Origin of the sequence: Mycobacterium gallinarum, from assembly GCF_010726765.1 — a bacterium.
Lineage (GTDB): Bacteria > Actinomycetota > Actinomycetes > Mycobacteriales > Mycobacteriaceae > Mycobacterium > Mycobacterium gallinarum.
In genome coordinates this window covers 1,370,369-1,384,803 of sequence record NZ_AP022601.1, presented here as the reverse complement: position 1 = coordinate 1,384,803, position 14,435 = coordinate 1,370,369, and the positions used below count along the sequence as shown (strand labels likewise).

The following is a 14,435-nucleotide window of genomic DNA, read 5'->3' as shown; positions in this document are numbered from 1 at the left end:
CTTTGCATCGTGCAGGGCCCTTTCAGGCGAAGAGGTCGGGACGGCTGTTCGGCTGGTCGATGAATGTGCCGTGATACGTTTTCAGCGCTTGCAGGATGTCTGCTAGGGGTAGATCGTCGTAGGCTCCCCGGTCGCGCAGATATTCCATGTGCTGGGTGCCGTCAGCGGTGAAACCATGTAGTAGCGCGTCGCTACGGCCGTCGAATTCGATCGGCGAGACACCGAAACGTGCGCACAGCTCGCGATTGAACGCCGGAGTGGCCTTTACCCACGCACTGTTGAGAAACATGAGACTGTAACCGTGGTAGACGAAAACGTCGGTACCGCCCATCCGCTCGCGCAATGTCTTGGTCTGGAGGTGGTTTCGGACGTCGGCGAACCCCAGCCGCGCCGGGATTCCCGCCGCTCGGCACGCTGCAGTCAACAGCACGGCCTTCGGGACGCAGTAGGCTCGTTCTGCGGTCGCGACGGTACTGGCGCGATACGCGTGTGGGTTATCGGTCACCGTGTAGGGGTCGTACCAAATGCAGTCACGGACCGCGGTGAAGATGGCGATGGCCTTCTCGGTGTCGCCGCAGGCACCACGGATCGCCGATGATACGAAGTCACGTACCGAATCTTGTTGCCAGTCAAGAAACTCCGTGGGTTCGAGGTAGGGCCCGTGGTCGACGGTCATCGGCGCTTCATCTCCAACGGAAGTCCGTCCACCGGAATGGGCAGCGAGGTGTTGTCCCATCGGACGTGATAGTTCTCCGGAACCGTCCAGGTGAACGAACGCAGCATCCTGTGCAGGATTGCTTTGACCTCGAGCGTCCCGAATTGCATGCCGATGCACTTGTGCGCTCCACCTCCGAACGGAACCCAGGCGAATCGGTGGTGTTGGTCTTCGCGCCGAGACTCGTCAAAACGTGAGGGATCGAACCGCTCCGGATCACTCCAGATCGTCTGATCGAAGTGATTCACGGCAGGCGTTATGGCGCACAAAATGTTCGCGGGGATGTGATATCCGTCGATGGCGACATCTCGAACCGTCTTGCGCATCACCAGCGGAACAGGTGCAAGCAGTCTGAGCGCTTCCTTGATCACGAGCTCGATGACCGTCATCTTCTCCAGGGCCTCGATGTCCGGCAACCCGTCACCGATGGCCTCGGCTTCCGCAGCCGCTGCCTCCTGCCACTCCGGATACTTGGCAAGGAAATAGGCGACCGCAGTGGTGGTGATCGTCGATGTGTCGTGGGCCGCCATCATCAAGAAGATCATGTGATTCACCACATCCCCGTCGGAAAACCGCTCCCCGTCTTCGGTGGTGGCTTGACAAAGAGCAGCGAACAGATCATCCGTTTCACCGGCTCGCGCGGCAGGCAGATGCCGGAAGAAGTAGTCCTCCAAGACGCGCCGGCCTCGCACACCAGCGCGGAATCTGGTTCCCGGAAGCGGAACACGCACAAGGGAACTCGCTGCTCGAACCGTGGCGACGAACGCCTTGTTGACAGCATCACTCTCCTCCTTGCCGCGGCCGCCCATGAAAACGTCGGTGGCTATGTCGAGGGTGAGTTCCTTCAGCAGTGGATAGATTCGAACCGACGGACCCACCGGCCACGTGGGCACTGCCGAGCGAACGCATGGGGTTACCTGCTCGACGTATCCGGTCAGGCGCGGACGCGTAAACGCCTCCTGCATGATGCGCCGGTGCATCAAGTGCTCGTCGAAGCTCATGAGCATCAAACCGCGATGAAAGAAGGCGTCGATCAAGAAGGACCAGCCATCCTGAGAAAATGCCTTCGCTTCGCTCGTGAACGCCTCTCGAGTGGCGTTCGGTCCCGCGATGACCACCATCTTGGTGCCGAACGCGCCCATCCACGACACAGAACCCAGACGGTCGTAGCGCTCTCGGCTGAAATCCGATCCGAATCGGATGTAGTCGAGCGTGTGGCCCACAAAGGGCAGTCCGGCATCCCCCCGGACGGCTTTCAGTCCACTTCCCGCGGGTGCCGGTGCCAGTTCACGAACCGGCCAGTCCCGGCTCCATCGACGCCATCTGTCGTCGACGGCGCGAGGCGCAGGAACCATGATCACAGAGGACAACCGGTCCTTCACGTGGTGCGCAGGTGCGAGAAGGTGATCTGTCATGGTTTCCTCCTGGACGCTCGGCCGCTCTGATCTTGCCAACGTCAGTCTTTACAAATATGCGATCGATGTCACAATCTAGACACTCTTGATCTCGGGGTCAAGTAAACGTCTCGTGGCCCTAGTCAGCCCGATGACGCGTCGGGCTCGGTGCAGCTGGGCCCACTTACCTGTAGACGCCCAACCTTTCTCAAGACGTAATCGCTGCTTCGCGGCTTCCGGGTGAGGAGTCGATAAACCAAGGTAGGCCCCGGCCAGTTCGTCGGGATTTCCCCACTCGAGGTTCGATACCAGCTCGCACAGAGCGCCCACACCGACCTCCGTAGTCGCCTTCTCAAGCGCGTGTTGTAACGTTGCGCGATTTCTGACTTGACATCGATCGCATGACCTGGATGAGCAGCCACGACCTTGATGAGCGTTGCGATGTGACGGAGTTGTGACTCGATCATGTAGAGGATCGACCCCGAGCCCACATTCGTGTTGGGACCATAAAGGAGGAACAGGTTCGGGAACATTGGGACACAGTGATGCCCAGATATGCGTATGCCTGGGTCTCCCACACCTCGGCCAAGGAGACTCCGCGAGAGCCGCGCACGGACATCGGGGCGAGAAAATCGGTGGCGCGAAACCCGGTTCCGTAGATCACGACATCTGCAGGACGAAATTCGCCGTCCTCGGTATTGACACCCTTGTCGCAGAGCTTTGCGATCGCGTTCGGGCACCAACGACACGCGATCACTCGCGATTGCTGGATAGTAGTCATTCGAGAACAGCACTCGCTTGCACCCTGGCGCGTCGGAAAGCGTCAGTTGCTCGCGCAAAGATGGGCTGGCAACCTGCCGATGTAGGTGGCGGCGCGCGATCGCACCGAGGACGCGTGAGAGGGGCTTCGCGTCGACTAGCATCACGGCGAGCATCTCAAAAATGAGCCATACCGCGAAACGCTCGAGATGCAGCAACACCGGCAGGAACTCGCTCAGCCTGTGGTGAAGGACTCCATACCTGCTGTCCCACTTCGGTAGGATCCACGGAGCCGTGCGCTGATACAGCGTGACATGCGCGGCCTCGCGGGCGATGTGTGGCACGAATTGGATCGCACTTGCTCCTGTGCCGATGACGGCTACTTGCTTGCCGCGAAGCGAAACCGATCGGTCCCAACGCGCCGAATGAAAGCGCGGCCCCTGGAAGGCATCTGCGTCGGCTATATCCGGTATGTGGGGTAAGGAGAGCTGACCCACGGCCGAGACAACGACATCGCAGCATATCGTCTCGTTCGAGCTCGTGGCCAGGGTCCAACGCCCGGACTGCTCATCGAAGGTCATGTCGACAACTTCGGTGTGCGTGCGCAGATGTGCGTCCAGTCCACCACTCTCCACGAGTCCGCAGAGGTCCTGGAGTATCTCGGGTTGCTCGGCATATCGCCGTGACCAGCGAGGATTGGGCTTGTGCGAGAGTGAGTACAACGCGGACGGCACGTCGCAGGCCGCTCCCGGGTAGGTGTTGTCACGCCAAACACCCCCGATGTCTGCAGCCTTCTCCAGGATCGTGAAGTTCGTGAAACCGTCCTTCTTCAGCCGGTGAGCCATCGCGACCCCGGCGAAGCCGGCCCCGATGATCACGATGGACGGATCGCATGCGCGACGGGCCGTCGCGAAGTCGCTCTTCATGAGGCAGGTCCGGCTGACTCAACGTTGTGGGAGTGCAGAAGCGTTGCCTGTTCGGACACTTTCACCTGACTCCCGAGGCTTCAAGGAAGCGTCCCGCTCGATGAATCGCGTCGCGGGCCTCGGGAAGAATCCTGAACATCGCTTGGAATACATGGATCTGTCCGCGATATACCTGGATCTCGACGTGGGATCCAGCCGATTGAAGTCGCTCGGCGAGACGGCGCGAGTCATCGATCAACATTTCTCTCCCGCCCACCTGAATGAGGATCGGCGGCATCGAGGTGAGGTCCGCGTCAAGCACGCTGAGGCGCGGATCTCCGCGATCTGCACCACCCACATAGAGGTCAAGAGCGCGCGCCGCCGACTGAGCGGAGGCAAAAGGATCACGACGGCGAAGTTCACGCGCCCTAGCGAGTTCACACTTGAGGTCCAGGACGGGAGACATCAGCAGCATCGCATCAGGGAGCGGCAATCCACCTGCACGTGCGCCCAAGGCAGTCGCCATCGTAAGCTGACCGCCCGCCGAATCTCCAGCAACCGCGACGGCGCGCTCGCTAGAACCCGAGGGCCCTCCGCTGGTAAGCCAGCGATACGCGTTCAGTGCATCGTCCGCCGCCGCCGGGTAGGGGTATCGGGGCGCAAGTCGGTACTTGACGGCGAAGATTGGGCGTCCGCTTGCAGAAGCCAGTTCACCGAGGAGGCCGCGGTGCGTATCCGGCGAGCACATGGAGTACGCGCCACCGTGTATGTATAGCAATGGGTTCGCATGCGGCTTAACGACCGGCGAGGTGATCCAATCCCCACGTATCGGGCCCCCGCCGAATACTGTGTCAACCTTGCGCACTGTGACGCCGCGCCGCGGCCGCGATGCGACGAGCGCCGTGCGAAGCACGCGATCCATCACCGCAAGTCCGTAGGCGTTCGATGGCATGAGCTGCGCCAGTGGACGCAGCGTGGTTCGCGAGGACATCGCGACGAGATGACTGGCAAGACTGGGCTGCCAGTCAGGGGCATCCATCCTGGTCACCGGGGACACACCTCCTCGGCCCGATTCTCGAATCGGTACTCCGAGAGTCGAAAAGTGCGGCTACGCCAATAGGTCTCCAGAGTCGTTGATGGACGCAGTGGAACGTCACCGTGCTTGTCGAAATAGTAGCTATTGGCATTGGAACAGCTCGGCTGCCAGAAAACCTGTCTGTGCCGGCGACTTATCACTTCGGCGAAGTAACGGTCGTTCGCCTCCTTCTTGACCTCCACGAAGTTAGCACCCAGCGCACGCGCACGGCGAAGACACCGGACGATGTGCCGACTCTGCGCCTCGATGAGCGTGAAGTACGAGGAACCGTTGTAGCCGTACGGGCCGAAGATGTTGAAATGATTCGGGAATCCCGGGACGCTCACCCCTTCGAAGGCCTGCAGTCGGTGCTCGTCCCACCAGGTAGCCTGCTCCAGCCCGCCGCGTCCCTTCAACACGTAAGTGGGCATGTTGCCCGACTCCATCACTTTGAAGCCGGTGGCCAAGATCAAGACATCAATGGGATGAGCTTTGCCGTCTCGAGAATGGACGGATGCATGGTCGATATGGGTTATGCCGCTCGTCTCGAGCGAAACGTTGGACCGGTTGTACGTTGCGAGATAGGAATTGTGGAAGCTGGGTCGTTTACAGCCCAACGAGTAGCGCGGAATGAGTTGTTCTCTCGTCGTCGGGTCATGGACCTCACGCCGCATGTACCGTTTTGCGGCGCTCTCCATGATATCGGCGAACGGTATCACCGTATGAAAGTGAGCGGCGATTGGGAAAGTGATTTCCACGAACGCCTGGCTCGCGGTCCGGGTCGCCAGTTGTGCCCCCGGCACGAAATGCAAGAAGCTCTCGGCCCACTTAGGGACGGAGAAGTCTGGCTTCGGCAAACAATAAATTGGAGTCCGCTGGAAGACGGTCAGACTTTCTGCTTTTTGTGCGACTTCGGGAATCAGTTGCACTGCCGACGCACCGGTGCCGATTACTGCAACCCGCTGCCCGCTGAGATCTTTGGTATGGTCCCATCTAGCCGTGTGGAGCGTAACGCCGGCGAAATCTCGCACCCCCTTGATTTCAGGCCACTTTGGCCGACTGAGAACGCCGGAGCAATTGATCACGAAGCGTGCCGTGAACTCCTCACCATTGGCGCTGATCAACCGCCACCGTGTCGCGGTCTCGTCGAAACAAGCCTCGGCAATGGTCGTGTTGAAACGAATATGGTCCCGGAGCCCATACTTTTCAACGCATCGCTCTGCATAGGCTTTGAGCTCATTGCCGTGGGCGTACGTGCGCGACCAAGAGGACCGCATTTCGTATGAGAATTGATAACTGTACGACGGTATATCGACAGCGATACCCGGGTAGGTGTTCCAGTGCCACGTACCACCTACGCCATCGGCGTCATCAACCATCAAGAAGTCGGTAAATCCCGCCTTCATCAAGCTAATGCCAGACCCGATGCCGGAAAATCCAGCTCCTATGATAATTATCTCGTAGTTACGGTCGGACTTGCGATCCATTGCTTTATATTCACCGTTCTGACGGTCAGCGTTGCAAACTTGGATTCAGAGTGATTGCGTCAGCTCGAGGTGCGTATCGTCGCGCCGGGTTATCACGTAATCATGAGGATCCAAGCGGGAAAGTTCTCTCATAAACTGGGTCGCGAAACCTGGGTACATCGTGCCGTTGTAGCCGTCCTCGGTCAAGTACCAACTGCTGCACCCCGAATTCCATGTCGTTCGTCGAAGGCGGCGCTGAATTTCGGAGTGATAGCGGTCCTGGCGATCCTCCCTCACATCCAAAGTACCGATGTCATTTTGCTGGAGGAGCTTGATCGCCTTGATTATATAGTCAATCGCGGCCTCCATATATACGAGCGCCGAGTTGTGGCCTGGCCCGGAATTCGGTCCAAAAGTGAAGAACAAGTTCGGATAGCCGGCCACGCTCACGCTCTTGAAGGCGTATCTCCCCTGAGACCATTCGTCCCCAAGCTTCCGACCACCGAGGCCGCTAATCGGGAACGGGGTGCCACGTTTGCACACATCGAAGCCGGTGGCAAAAACGATACAGTCCACCTCGTGCTCGACACCGTCGGCGGTTCGAACACCGTTGGGTGACAATGTGGCGATCGGCCAACTGATCAGCTTACAGTTATCCGACTGTAGCGCAGGGTAATAATCGCTGGTCATGAGCATACGTTTGCAGCCAGGTCTGAAATGGGGCGTCAACTGACGTCTCAACCAGGAGTCTTTCACCTGCCGACGGAGATGACCCTTCGCCGCCAGTTGTATCGCGGACGTCGCAGCGGTGTTCCAGACCATACCCACTGCCATCACTTCGTGAGCCCAGAACCAGGCGTCACGGAGCGCTTGTTCGCTCACCGGCAATTGTTTGAAGGTCGAACGCGCCCAAGCCGGATGCTTGAAGTTCACCCTGGGCAACACCCAGCCGGGCGTTCTTTGGAAGACTTTGACCGACGCAGCCGACTTCACGAGCTCAGGAATGATCTGTACCGCGCTCGCGCCTGTCCCAATGACTGCAACCCTCTTATCGCCGAGATCGTAGCCATGGTCCCATCGAGCGCTGTGGATCTTCTTTCCCTCGTACGAGTCAATACCCCGAATATCCGGAAAGCTGGCGTCGGCAAGTGGTCCACTGGCCATCACAACTGAAAGAGCTTGATAACGCTTTCCGTCAGCCGTGTCGGCCACCCAGATGCCGGCACCCTCATCGAATTCCAAGGCGGTTACATCGGTATCAAACTGGATGAACCGGGCAAGGTCGTACTTGGTGACGATCTCGTCGATATATTCGAGGATCTCAGCGCTCCCCGAGTAGGTACGAGTCCAGCCCGGGTTCGGCTCGAACGAGTAGGAGTAGAGAAGTGAGGGAATATCGCAGGCCGCACCGGGATAGGTATTGTCTCGCCAGGTGCCTCCGACGCGATTTGACCGTTCCACGATGACGAAGTCATCTGTGCCCTCTTGAAGCAGTCTGATCGCCGTACCGATACCTGCGAACCCGGCGCCGACGATCAAGGTCGTCGTCGTGCCTGTCATTTGGCCACCGGTTCGTAGGTCAGTTCGTCCGTCCAGGATGGCGGCCGGCCGAAAATCTGAACAGGGAAAACATCGATCGCATTGCCAAGGCGCTGAGACACGAAGTGCAGAGGCTGGGACCGCTTGATTGAAGACGACATGTGCGCCTTCAAGATGTGATAGCCGGGCACCCTCCGCGTATGCTCACTGCGGTCGCCGACATTGGCATACCGCGTCACTGCATTGTATAACTTCTCCTCGGACAGACCCATAGCGTTGAGATTCATCAACATGCGCGTCAGGAGCGGGATATACAGCAACGCGCCTGTGAGAATGCGCGGGTCCACCAGAGCACCCGCAGTTTGAATTGCGTGGATTCGCATGGGGCTGGCGCCCAGGTCATTCAAGACCTGGAAGCCAACCGCGAGATGCCTCGATTCGTCGCTGTTGACCTTGTTGAACACCTCCCCGCACACAGGGTCGTCAACCTCATCGAGGAGAAACTTCAGCAGCGCTCCGTCGAGCGCAGTCTCCAGTGCCGGAATTGCGGCCCCGATCACGGTCAGGGGAAGGGCTTCGGCATAACGGTCCAGCCATTCGATGACCAGCCGAATATTCTTGTTCGGGACCGGTTTCTCGCCTTCCTCGATCATGCCCCAGCGACGCATCAGGGCAAGTTCGGCATTGGCGTGACGCTGCTCCTCGGCGTGAAAGTAACGGTAAATGTCTCCGAGCGCTTCGAATGGCGCCTTCGGAGCCATCGCGGCGAAGGCACGTGCTCCAACATGCTCAATCCACACCACGTCGGACATGAATTGCTTGAGTTTGGGACGCTGTTCATCGGTGATCAGTTCCGCGCCAGGGGCGTCCCAATCGATATCGGCGAGAGCCCATTGCTTGTTTTTGATTGTCTCGAGCATGTCGCTATATGCGAAAGCCATTTTTCCTGCTCCTCTACTCGGCTGAATCGTTCCATGAGGCCATGCGCTCCACGAGGCCCAGCGTGCGTGTAAAGGGACCGGGTAGGGCTCTCTTGAGTTGCCACAAGACTTTGGCATCGAGTTGGGGTACTACATAAATTTGTCCGCGATCGTGCGCGTTCAACGTCGTTCGAGCAACGTGCTGTGGCGAAATGCCGGTCCATTTCATCAGGTTGGTCGCGAGTCGTGTAGCCGCCTCGTCGATTTGAGGATTATTGACGATGTTCGTCTTCACGAAGGTGGGGCAAAGCACTGTGACGTTGACGTCAGTACCGCTCAGTTCGGCCGCCAATGTCTCCGACAGAGCGAGCACTCCGGCCTTGCTCACGTTGTAAGCCGCCATCCGAGGGGCCGAGCCAAAGCTCGCTGCGGACGCCACATTGATGACTCCGCCATGCCCATTGCTCCGGAGCCGAGGCACAAAAGTCTCGCAGCCGTAGATAACGCCCCAGAGGTTGACAGAAATCGCCGCTTTCCAGTCCTCGATCGACGTCGCGCCGATGCGGTTGCCGCCCGCACCGATTCCGGCGTTGTTGATGACGAGGCTCGCAGCCTTCCCAAACCAGTCTTCGCTCACATCAGCGAGGTTGCGGATCTGCTCAAGATCGGTGACGTCGCATGCGATGTCGAAGCCCTCGCCGCCAGCGTGCCTCACCAACTCTGCCGACTCTTTTGCGGTGACTGGATCTCTGTCGGCGCAAACTACGCGTCCACCTCGGCGTGCAAGCTCAACGGCGAATGCGCGGCCGATACCGCTTCCTGCGCCCGTGACGACTGCATCGGCTCGGTGCGTTCTGCCTGGTGAGCCGCCGAACGGCAGCAATCTCATCTGTCTGCCTTTCGGGTCGCGACATTGACGTCGGCTGCGGGGAAACGCTCAATTGGGGGCACCAGCCACCATTGGGGTCGCATGCCACCAGTTTTGTCGCGGGGCGAACACTTTGTCAAGATTGAGAGGTGCGGTCGAGAAACAAGCGCTGGGGTGGTCGGACCGGTGCTGAGCGTCGAGCAGAGCGGCGGCAGCAATTGATCGAAGCCGCAACCGAGATCTGGAGTGAGAGCGGTTGGGCCGCAGTGACTATGCGCGGCGTATGCGCCCGCACGAGGCTGAACGATCGATACTTCTACGAGGACTTCAAGACGCGCGATGAGCTGCTCGTCGCAGCGTGGGATGGCGTCCGCAATGACATGCTCGGCGAGGTCGCCGCGCTGTTCGACGCTCGGGTGAATCGGCCGCCGATCGAAACCATCACCGCGGCGATCGCCATCGTGGTCGACCGGATCGCACGCGATCCCGGTCGGGCGCACATCCTCCTCGCTCAGCATGTTGGTAGCTCACCGCTACAAGACCGCCGCGCCGTTGCGCTACAGGAAGCAACGCAGTTGGTCGTTGAGGCAAGCCGGCCACACCTCCGACAAGGTGCCGACGAGATAGCCCTTCGCATGGACACTCTGATCGCTGTCGGGGGGTTCGTCGAAGTCATGACGGCCTGGCACTCGGGCCTGCTTGCGGTGACCGAGAAGGAAATGGTCGCGCACACCAGCAGACTGGCTGAAACCCTGGCTCAACGCTATCTCGTCAGCGACTGATCCAGGCTCACAGGGCCAGCCAGCTCCGTGGCGATCGCTGCGAACCGCATTGGCGGGTCCGACTGCCGTCTTGCCCGGCTACCGAGCACCGAATCCGTGAGTCGACCGGCGCATCGCACCCTGTTCGGAAGGAGCGACGCAGGAACGGTGCTCCTGCGTCGCCGAACTTCCGCACCTTTGCTATCCCGGCTGAGCGATAACTCTCTGTGAACCGTCTTGGTCGAACAGTTCTTTGCTCCAACGCTCCAGGACCGCGGCGCTGTCCCAATCATCAGGGTGGAAACCCGGGCGGTTGTAGGAACGGAATCGCCGCAGCGCATCGGCGGTGAACATCGGGGTGCGACTGAAGCGGTACAGACTGCGCACCAACGTGACCGGGTTATATGAGGCTTTATCAGCGGCCATGGACAAGGCAGTCTGCAGAATGAGTTCGCCGAACAGAATTACTGAAGCGATCCGCATGCCCCGTACGCGGGTGCGCTCGGCTCCTCCCACCAGCCGATAGACGTCGAAGGCAACCGCTTTGTGCTCCGACTCCTCGAAGGCATGCCACAGCAGAATCGGTCGAACCTCTGTCTGTCCGATGAGCTTCTGGGCGTCTTCGCTGGTAAGAATGATTTCTGCCAGCGTAGCGGTGTAGTGCTCCAACGCGGAGGTCATGGACAGCCGCATTTCCGGCGAAAAGCGCCGTTCCAATCGCTTGATCAGGCGTGCGACATGACAGTCGATTCGCGCCGTCGGATACCCCATGGCCTGGAGTCGCTCGTTGAGGAGACGATGCTGGTGTCGATGTGTGGCCTCTTGTCCGATGAAACCCTTGACCGCTGTCTCTAGTTGGGGATCGTCGATGGAACTCTGGAAGTTCCTGACCGAGCGGATGAAGAAATCCTCGCCTTCCGGGAACGTCGCAGAAAGCACCGAGATGAAATGGCTCATCACCAGGTCGCCATCCACGAAATGTTGCCGCTTCGTGGATGTCGGCATCGGAAAACGAACACGCCTGGGTTTTGGCAGCACGCGGGTCCTGGTCCGGGCTTGATCTTCCGACATTTGAGGTCCTTCCTCGAAGTTGGATCTGACTTTATGCCTTGTCAGATAAGACTGCCAGACTGTAGGACATGAGTCCAGCACGTGTTTATGGCGGGCTGTCCGCAGCTCAACGCGATGCGCAGCGCCGCGTGATGTTGATTGATGCCGCGGTCTCAATCATGGGCACCCACGGAGCTGCCGCGTGCACCGTGACCGCCGTGTGTGCGAAGTCAGGAGTGACGAGCCGGTACTTCTACCAGCAGTTTCGCGACCGAGACGCGCTCTTGCGCGCGGTATTTGCCAAGATCTCCGCCACCTTCCAGGCGGTGATAACCAGCGCCATTCCGGACGACACGGTTGCGCCTCAAGAACTCGCTTACGCTCCGATCAAGGCCCTGGTTCAGGTGATCGAGAACGATCCCAGCATGGCCCGCATACTGTTTGTCGAATCGGGCGCAGAACCCCTCCTTCGGCAGCTGCGAAGCGAGCTGATGACCGATTTTGCGGAGCTGGTACTCAGAGAGGCCCGCTTGCACCTCGATATACCCAGCGATGTGCTTCAAGTGGCAGATCTCGCCGCTACCTACGGTGTCGGGGGCCTGTTCGAGATACTCCGTCGCTGGATAGACGGACAACTGAACCTCTCGACTGAAATGCTTATCGAGCACGGTGCGGGTTTTCTCGGCAGTCTCGGCCTATATACCCTCGGGCAGGCGCCTGATCAGGCTGCTCCGCGGCCGGCCGCAGCTGACGAGACCCGATAGATTCTGACCGACCCGGCTATATGCACGACTCGGTTGGCTGAGGCGCATGGCGCGACGCTGACAATCACTGCTGGCGTTCACCCGAGATCGCGACCGTAGACTCCACGCGCGCCGGACCCTCAACCTCGTAGAAGTAGCCGCCGCCGCGCTTCCGCGCCGACACCAGCAGCCACGAGGAACTCGATACGACCTCCCAAGGGCCTACCCTGCCAGGCTGGAGGCTCACAGCGGTGGGCCGTCAGTTCGTTCTCCGTTTTTAGGACCTCTATGAGGTCAGGAGCTACCCCTTGAGATGAAGATCATCGACCTCGTTCTCGCGGAGTCACTGCGGCTTGCCCGCGCCGGTTCCCGGTTCCCGGTGGGCGCAAGACGGTTCGCGACATCATCACCGGGTAACACATCCGGCCAGCGGCATGTGTGCCGTCGCGCCCGCAGTCAATTCCTCCGATCGCTCGATCTGCAGCGAAGCGCACCGCTTCGATCCATCGCGATTCGACGGAATCACGGCGCGGGAAATAAGTCCGACGCCCGCCCTTCCGCCGTTGTCACCTGATGTTAATTGCGGCTAACATCAGCGCCTAGCAGATCGACGTCGATGCTCGCCCGGAGGGAAAACTTTGGTACAGGTCTTGCCCGATCGGGTCGACGACACCGCGCCCAGCTATCTCAAGAACCGCGAAGGACTGAGCGCGCAACTCGACACCATCGCGGAGCAACTGGCGCTGGTCAACGGCGGCGGCGGCGCAAAATACGTTGCGCGCCACCGCAAGCGGGGCAAGCTGCTCGTCCGCGAGCGCATCGAGCTGATGCTCGACCCCGACACAGCGTTCCTCGAACTATGCCCCTTCGCCGCCTGGGGCAGTAAGTTCCCCGTCGGCGGTAGCGTGGTGGTAGGCATCGGCGTGGTCGAGGGCATCGAGTCGATGATCGTCGCCCACGACCCCACCGTCCGCGGCGGCGCATCGAACCCCTATACCTTCCGCAAGGTGTTCCGCGGCATGGCCATCGCGCGGGAGAACCGACTGCCCATCATCAACATCGTCGAGTCTGGCGGCGCCGACCTGCCCACACAGGCAGAGATCTTCGTGCCCGGCGGACAGCTGTTCCACGACTTGACACAGCACAGCGCAGCGGGGCTGCCGACACTGGCCTTGGTCTTCGGCAACTCGACCGCGGGAGGCGCGTACGTCCCGGGCATGTGCGACTACGTCGTGATGGTGCGCAACCGTTCCAAGGTGTTCCTCGGGGGTCCGCCGCTGGTCAAGATGGCCACGGGCGAGGTCTCCGATGACGAATCGCTCGGCGGCGCCGACATGCACGCCCGCACCTCGGGGCTGGCCGATTACATGGCCGAGGATGAGCAGGATGCGATCCGCATCGGCCGTCGCATCATGGCGCGGCTCAACTGGCGGAAGAACGGCCCCGGACCCACCACGCCGCCGCACCCGCCGGTGCACGACCCCGATCAGCTACTCGGCATCGCCTCCGTCGATCCGAAGGTGCCCTTCGACCCCCGCGACGTCATCGCCCGAGTGGTCGACGGGTCGGCCTTCGACGAGTTCAAACCTCTCTACGGCACCTCACTCGTCACTGGCTGGGCCTCGATCCACGGCTTCCCGGTCGGCATCCTCGCAAACGCACGCGGCATCCTGTTCAGTGAGGAGGCCGAGAAGGGTTCGCAATTCATCCAACTGGCAAATCAGATCGACACCCCCCTCATCTTCCTGCAGAACACCACCGGTTTCATGGTCGGTGCCGAGTACGAGCAGGGCGGCATCATCAAGGACGGCGCCAAGATGATCAACGCCGTATCAAACAGCACAGTCCCGCACGTGACCATCACCATGGGTGCGTCCTACGGTGCCGGGAACTACGGCATGTGCGGGCGGTCGTACTCACCGCGTTTCCTATTCGCTTGGCCTAACTCGAAGTCGGCCGTGATGGGTCCGGCGCAACTGGCCGGAGTGCTGTCCATCGTGGCGCGCGAGTCCGCCGCCGACCGCGGGCTGCCCTTCGACGAGGAGGCCGACGCCCAGATGCGCGCCGCCGTCGAGGAACAGATCGAGCGCGAATCCGTCGCACTGGCCAACAGCGGCCGCCTTTACGACGACGGGATCATAGATCCCCGCGACACGCGGACCGTTCTCGGGTTCTGCCTGTCGGTGATCCACAACGGCGAGGTCCGTGGCCAGCGTGGCTACGGCGTGTTCCGGATGTGA

General features: G+C 60.3%; 11 protein-coding genes and 1 pseudogene. 3 read left to right on the top strand and 9 right to left on the bottom strand.

What is annotated here, in order from left to right; translation table 11 throughout:
- Positions 1-22: 22 nt before the first annotated feature.
- From G6N42_RS06895 to G6N42_RS06860, 8 genes and pseudogenes are all read right to left on the bottom strand, one after another.
- Positions 23-676, bottom strand: a complete 654-nt coding sequence (locus G6N42_RS06895) for a transglutaminase-like domain-containing protein (protein ID WP_163727767.1) — start codon at positions 674-676, stop codon at positions 23-25.
- Positions 673-2,130 (bottom strand): cytochrome P450, encoded by a 1,458-nt coding sequence (locus G6N42_RS06890; protein ID WP_163727764.1) that lies wholly within the window; start codon positions 2,128-2,130, stop codon positions 673-675. The genes G6N42_RS06895 and G6N42_RS06890 overlap by 4 nt, the downstream gene beginning before the upstream one ends.
- A 122-nt stretch (positions 2,131-2,252) precedes the next feature.
- A pseudogene (locus G6N42_RS06885) lies at positions 2,253-3,794 on the bottom strand (flavin-containing monooxygenase).
- 61 nt (positions 3,795-3,855) lie between these two features.
- Entirely contained in the window at positions 3,856-4,821 is a 966-nt protein-coding gene (locus G6N42_RS06880; RefSeq protein ID WP_014213376.1) for an alpha/beta hydrolase, read from the bottom strand.
- Complete coding sequence (locus tag G6N42_RS06875; protein ID WP_014213377.1) at positions 4,818-6,335, bottom strand: flavin-containing monooxygenase; 1,518 nt, start codon at positions 6,333-6,335, stop codon at positions 4,818-4,820. Before G6N42_RS06875 ends, G6N42_RS06880 begins: the two co-directional genes overlap by 4 nt.
- Before the next feature lie 45 nt (positions 6,336-6,380).
- Entirely contained in the window at positions 6,381-7,874 is a 1,494-nt protein-coding gene (locus G6N42_RS06870) for a flavin-containing monooxygenase (RefSeq protein WP_163727761.1), read from the bottom strand.
- Positions 7,871-8,794 (bottom strand): hypothetical protein, encoded by a 924-nt coding sequence (locus tag G6N42_RS06865; protein WP_014213379.1) that lies wholly within the window; start codon positions 8,792-8,794, stop codon positions 7,871-7,873. Before G6N42_RS06865 ends, G6N42_RS06870 begins: the two co-directional genes overlap by 4 nt.
- A gap of 13 nt (positions 8,795-8,807) precedes the next feature.
- Positions 8,808-9,662, bottom strand: coding sequence for an SDR family NAD(P)-dependent oxidoreductase (locus tag G6N42_RS06860; RefSeq protein WP_014213380.1), 855 nt, complete (start codon positions 9,660-9,662; stop codon positions 8,808-8,810).
- Between the two features lie 128 nt (positions 9,663-9,790).
- Here G6N42_RS06860 and G6N42_RS06855 point away from each other — a divergent pair, with 128 nt between their 5' ends.
- Positions 9,791-10,423, top strand: coding sequence for a TetR/AcrR family transcriptional regulator (locus G6N42_RS06855; protein WP_085975879.1), 633 nt, complete (start codon positions 9,791-9,793; stop codon positions 10,421-10,423).
- A 180-nt stretch (positions 10,424-10,603) separates the two neighbouring features.
- Here the strand turns inward: G6N42_RS06855 and G6N42_RS06850 are convergent, their stop codons facing one another.
- A complete protein-coding gene (locus G6N42_RS06850; protein WP_014213381.1) occupies positions 10,604-11,473 on the bottom strand; it encodes a metal-dependent hydrolase in 870 nt (289 codons plus the stop codon).
- A 68-nt stretch (positions 11,474-11,541) separates the two neighbouring features.
- Between G6N42_RS06850 and G6N42_RS06845 the strand changes: the two genes are divergently transcribed.
- Positions 11,542-12,216 carry a TetR/AcrR family transcriptional regulator gene (locus G6N42_RS06845; RefSeq protein ID WP_071321411.1) on the top strand — a complete coding sequence of 225 codons (675 nt, stop codon included), beginning with the start codon at positions 11,542-11,544 and terminating at the stop codon, positions 12,214-12,216.
- A 617-nt stretch (positions 12,217-12,833) separates the two neighbouring features.
- Complete coding sequence (locus tag G6N42_RS06835; RefSeq protein ID WP_163727759.1) at positions 12,834-14,435, top strand: acyl-CoA carboxylase subunit beta; 1,602 nt, start codon at positions 12,834-12,836, stop codon at positions 14,433-14,435.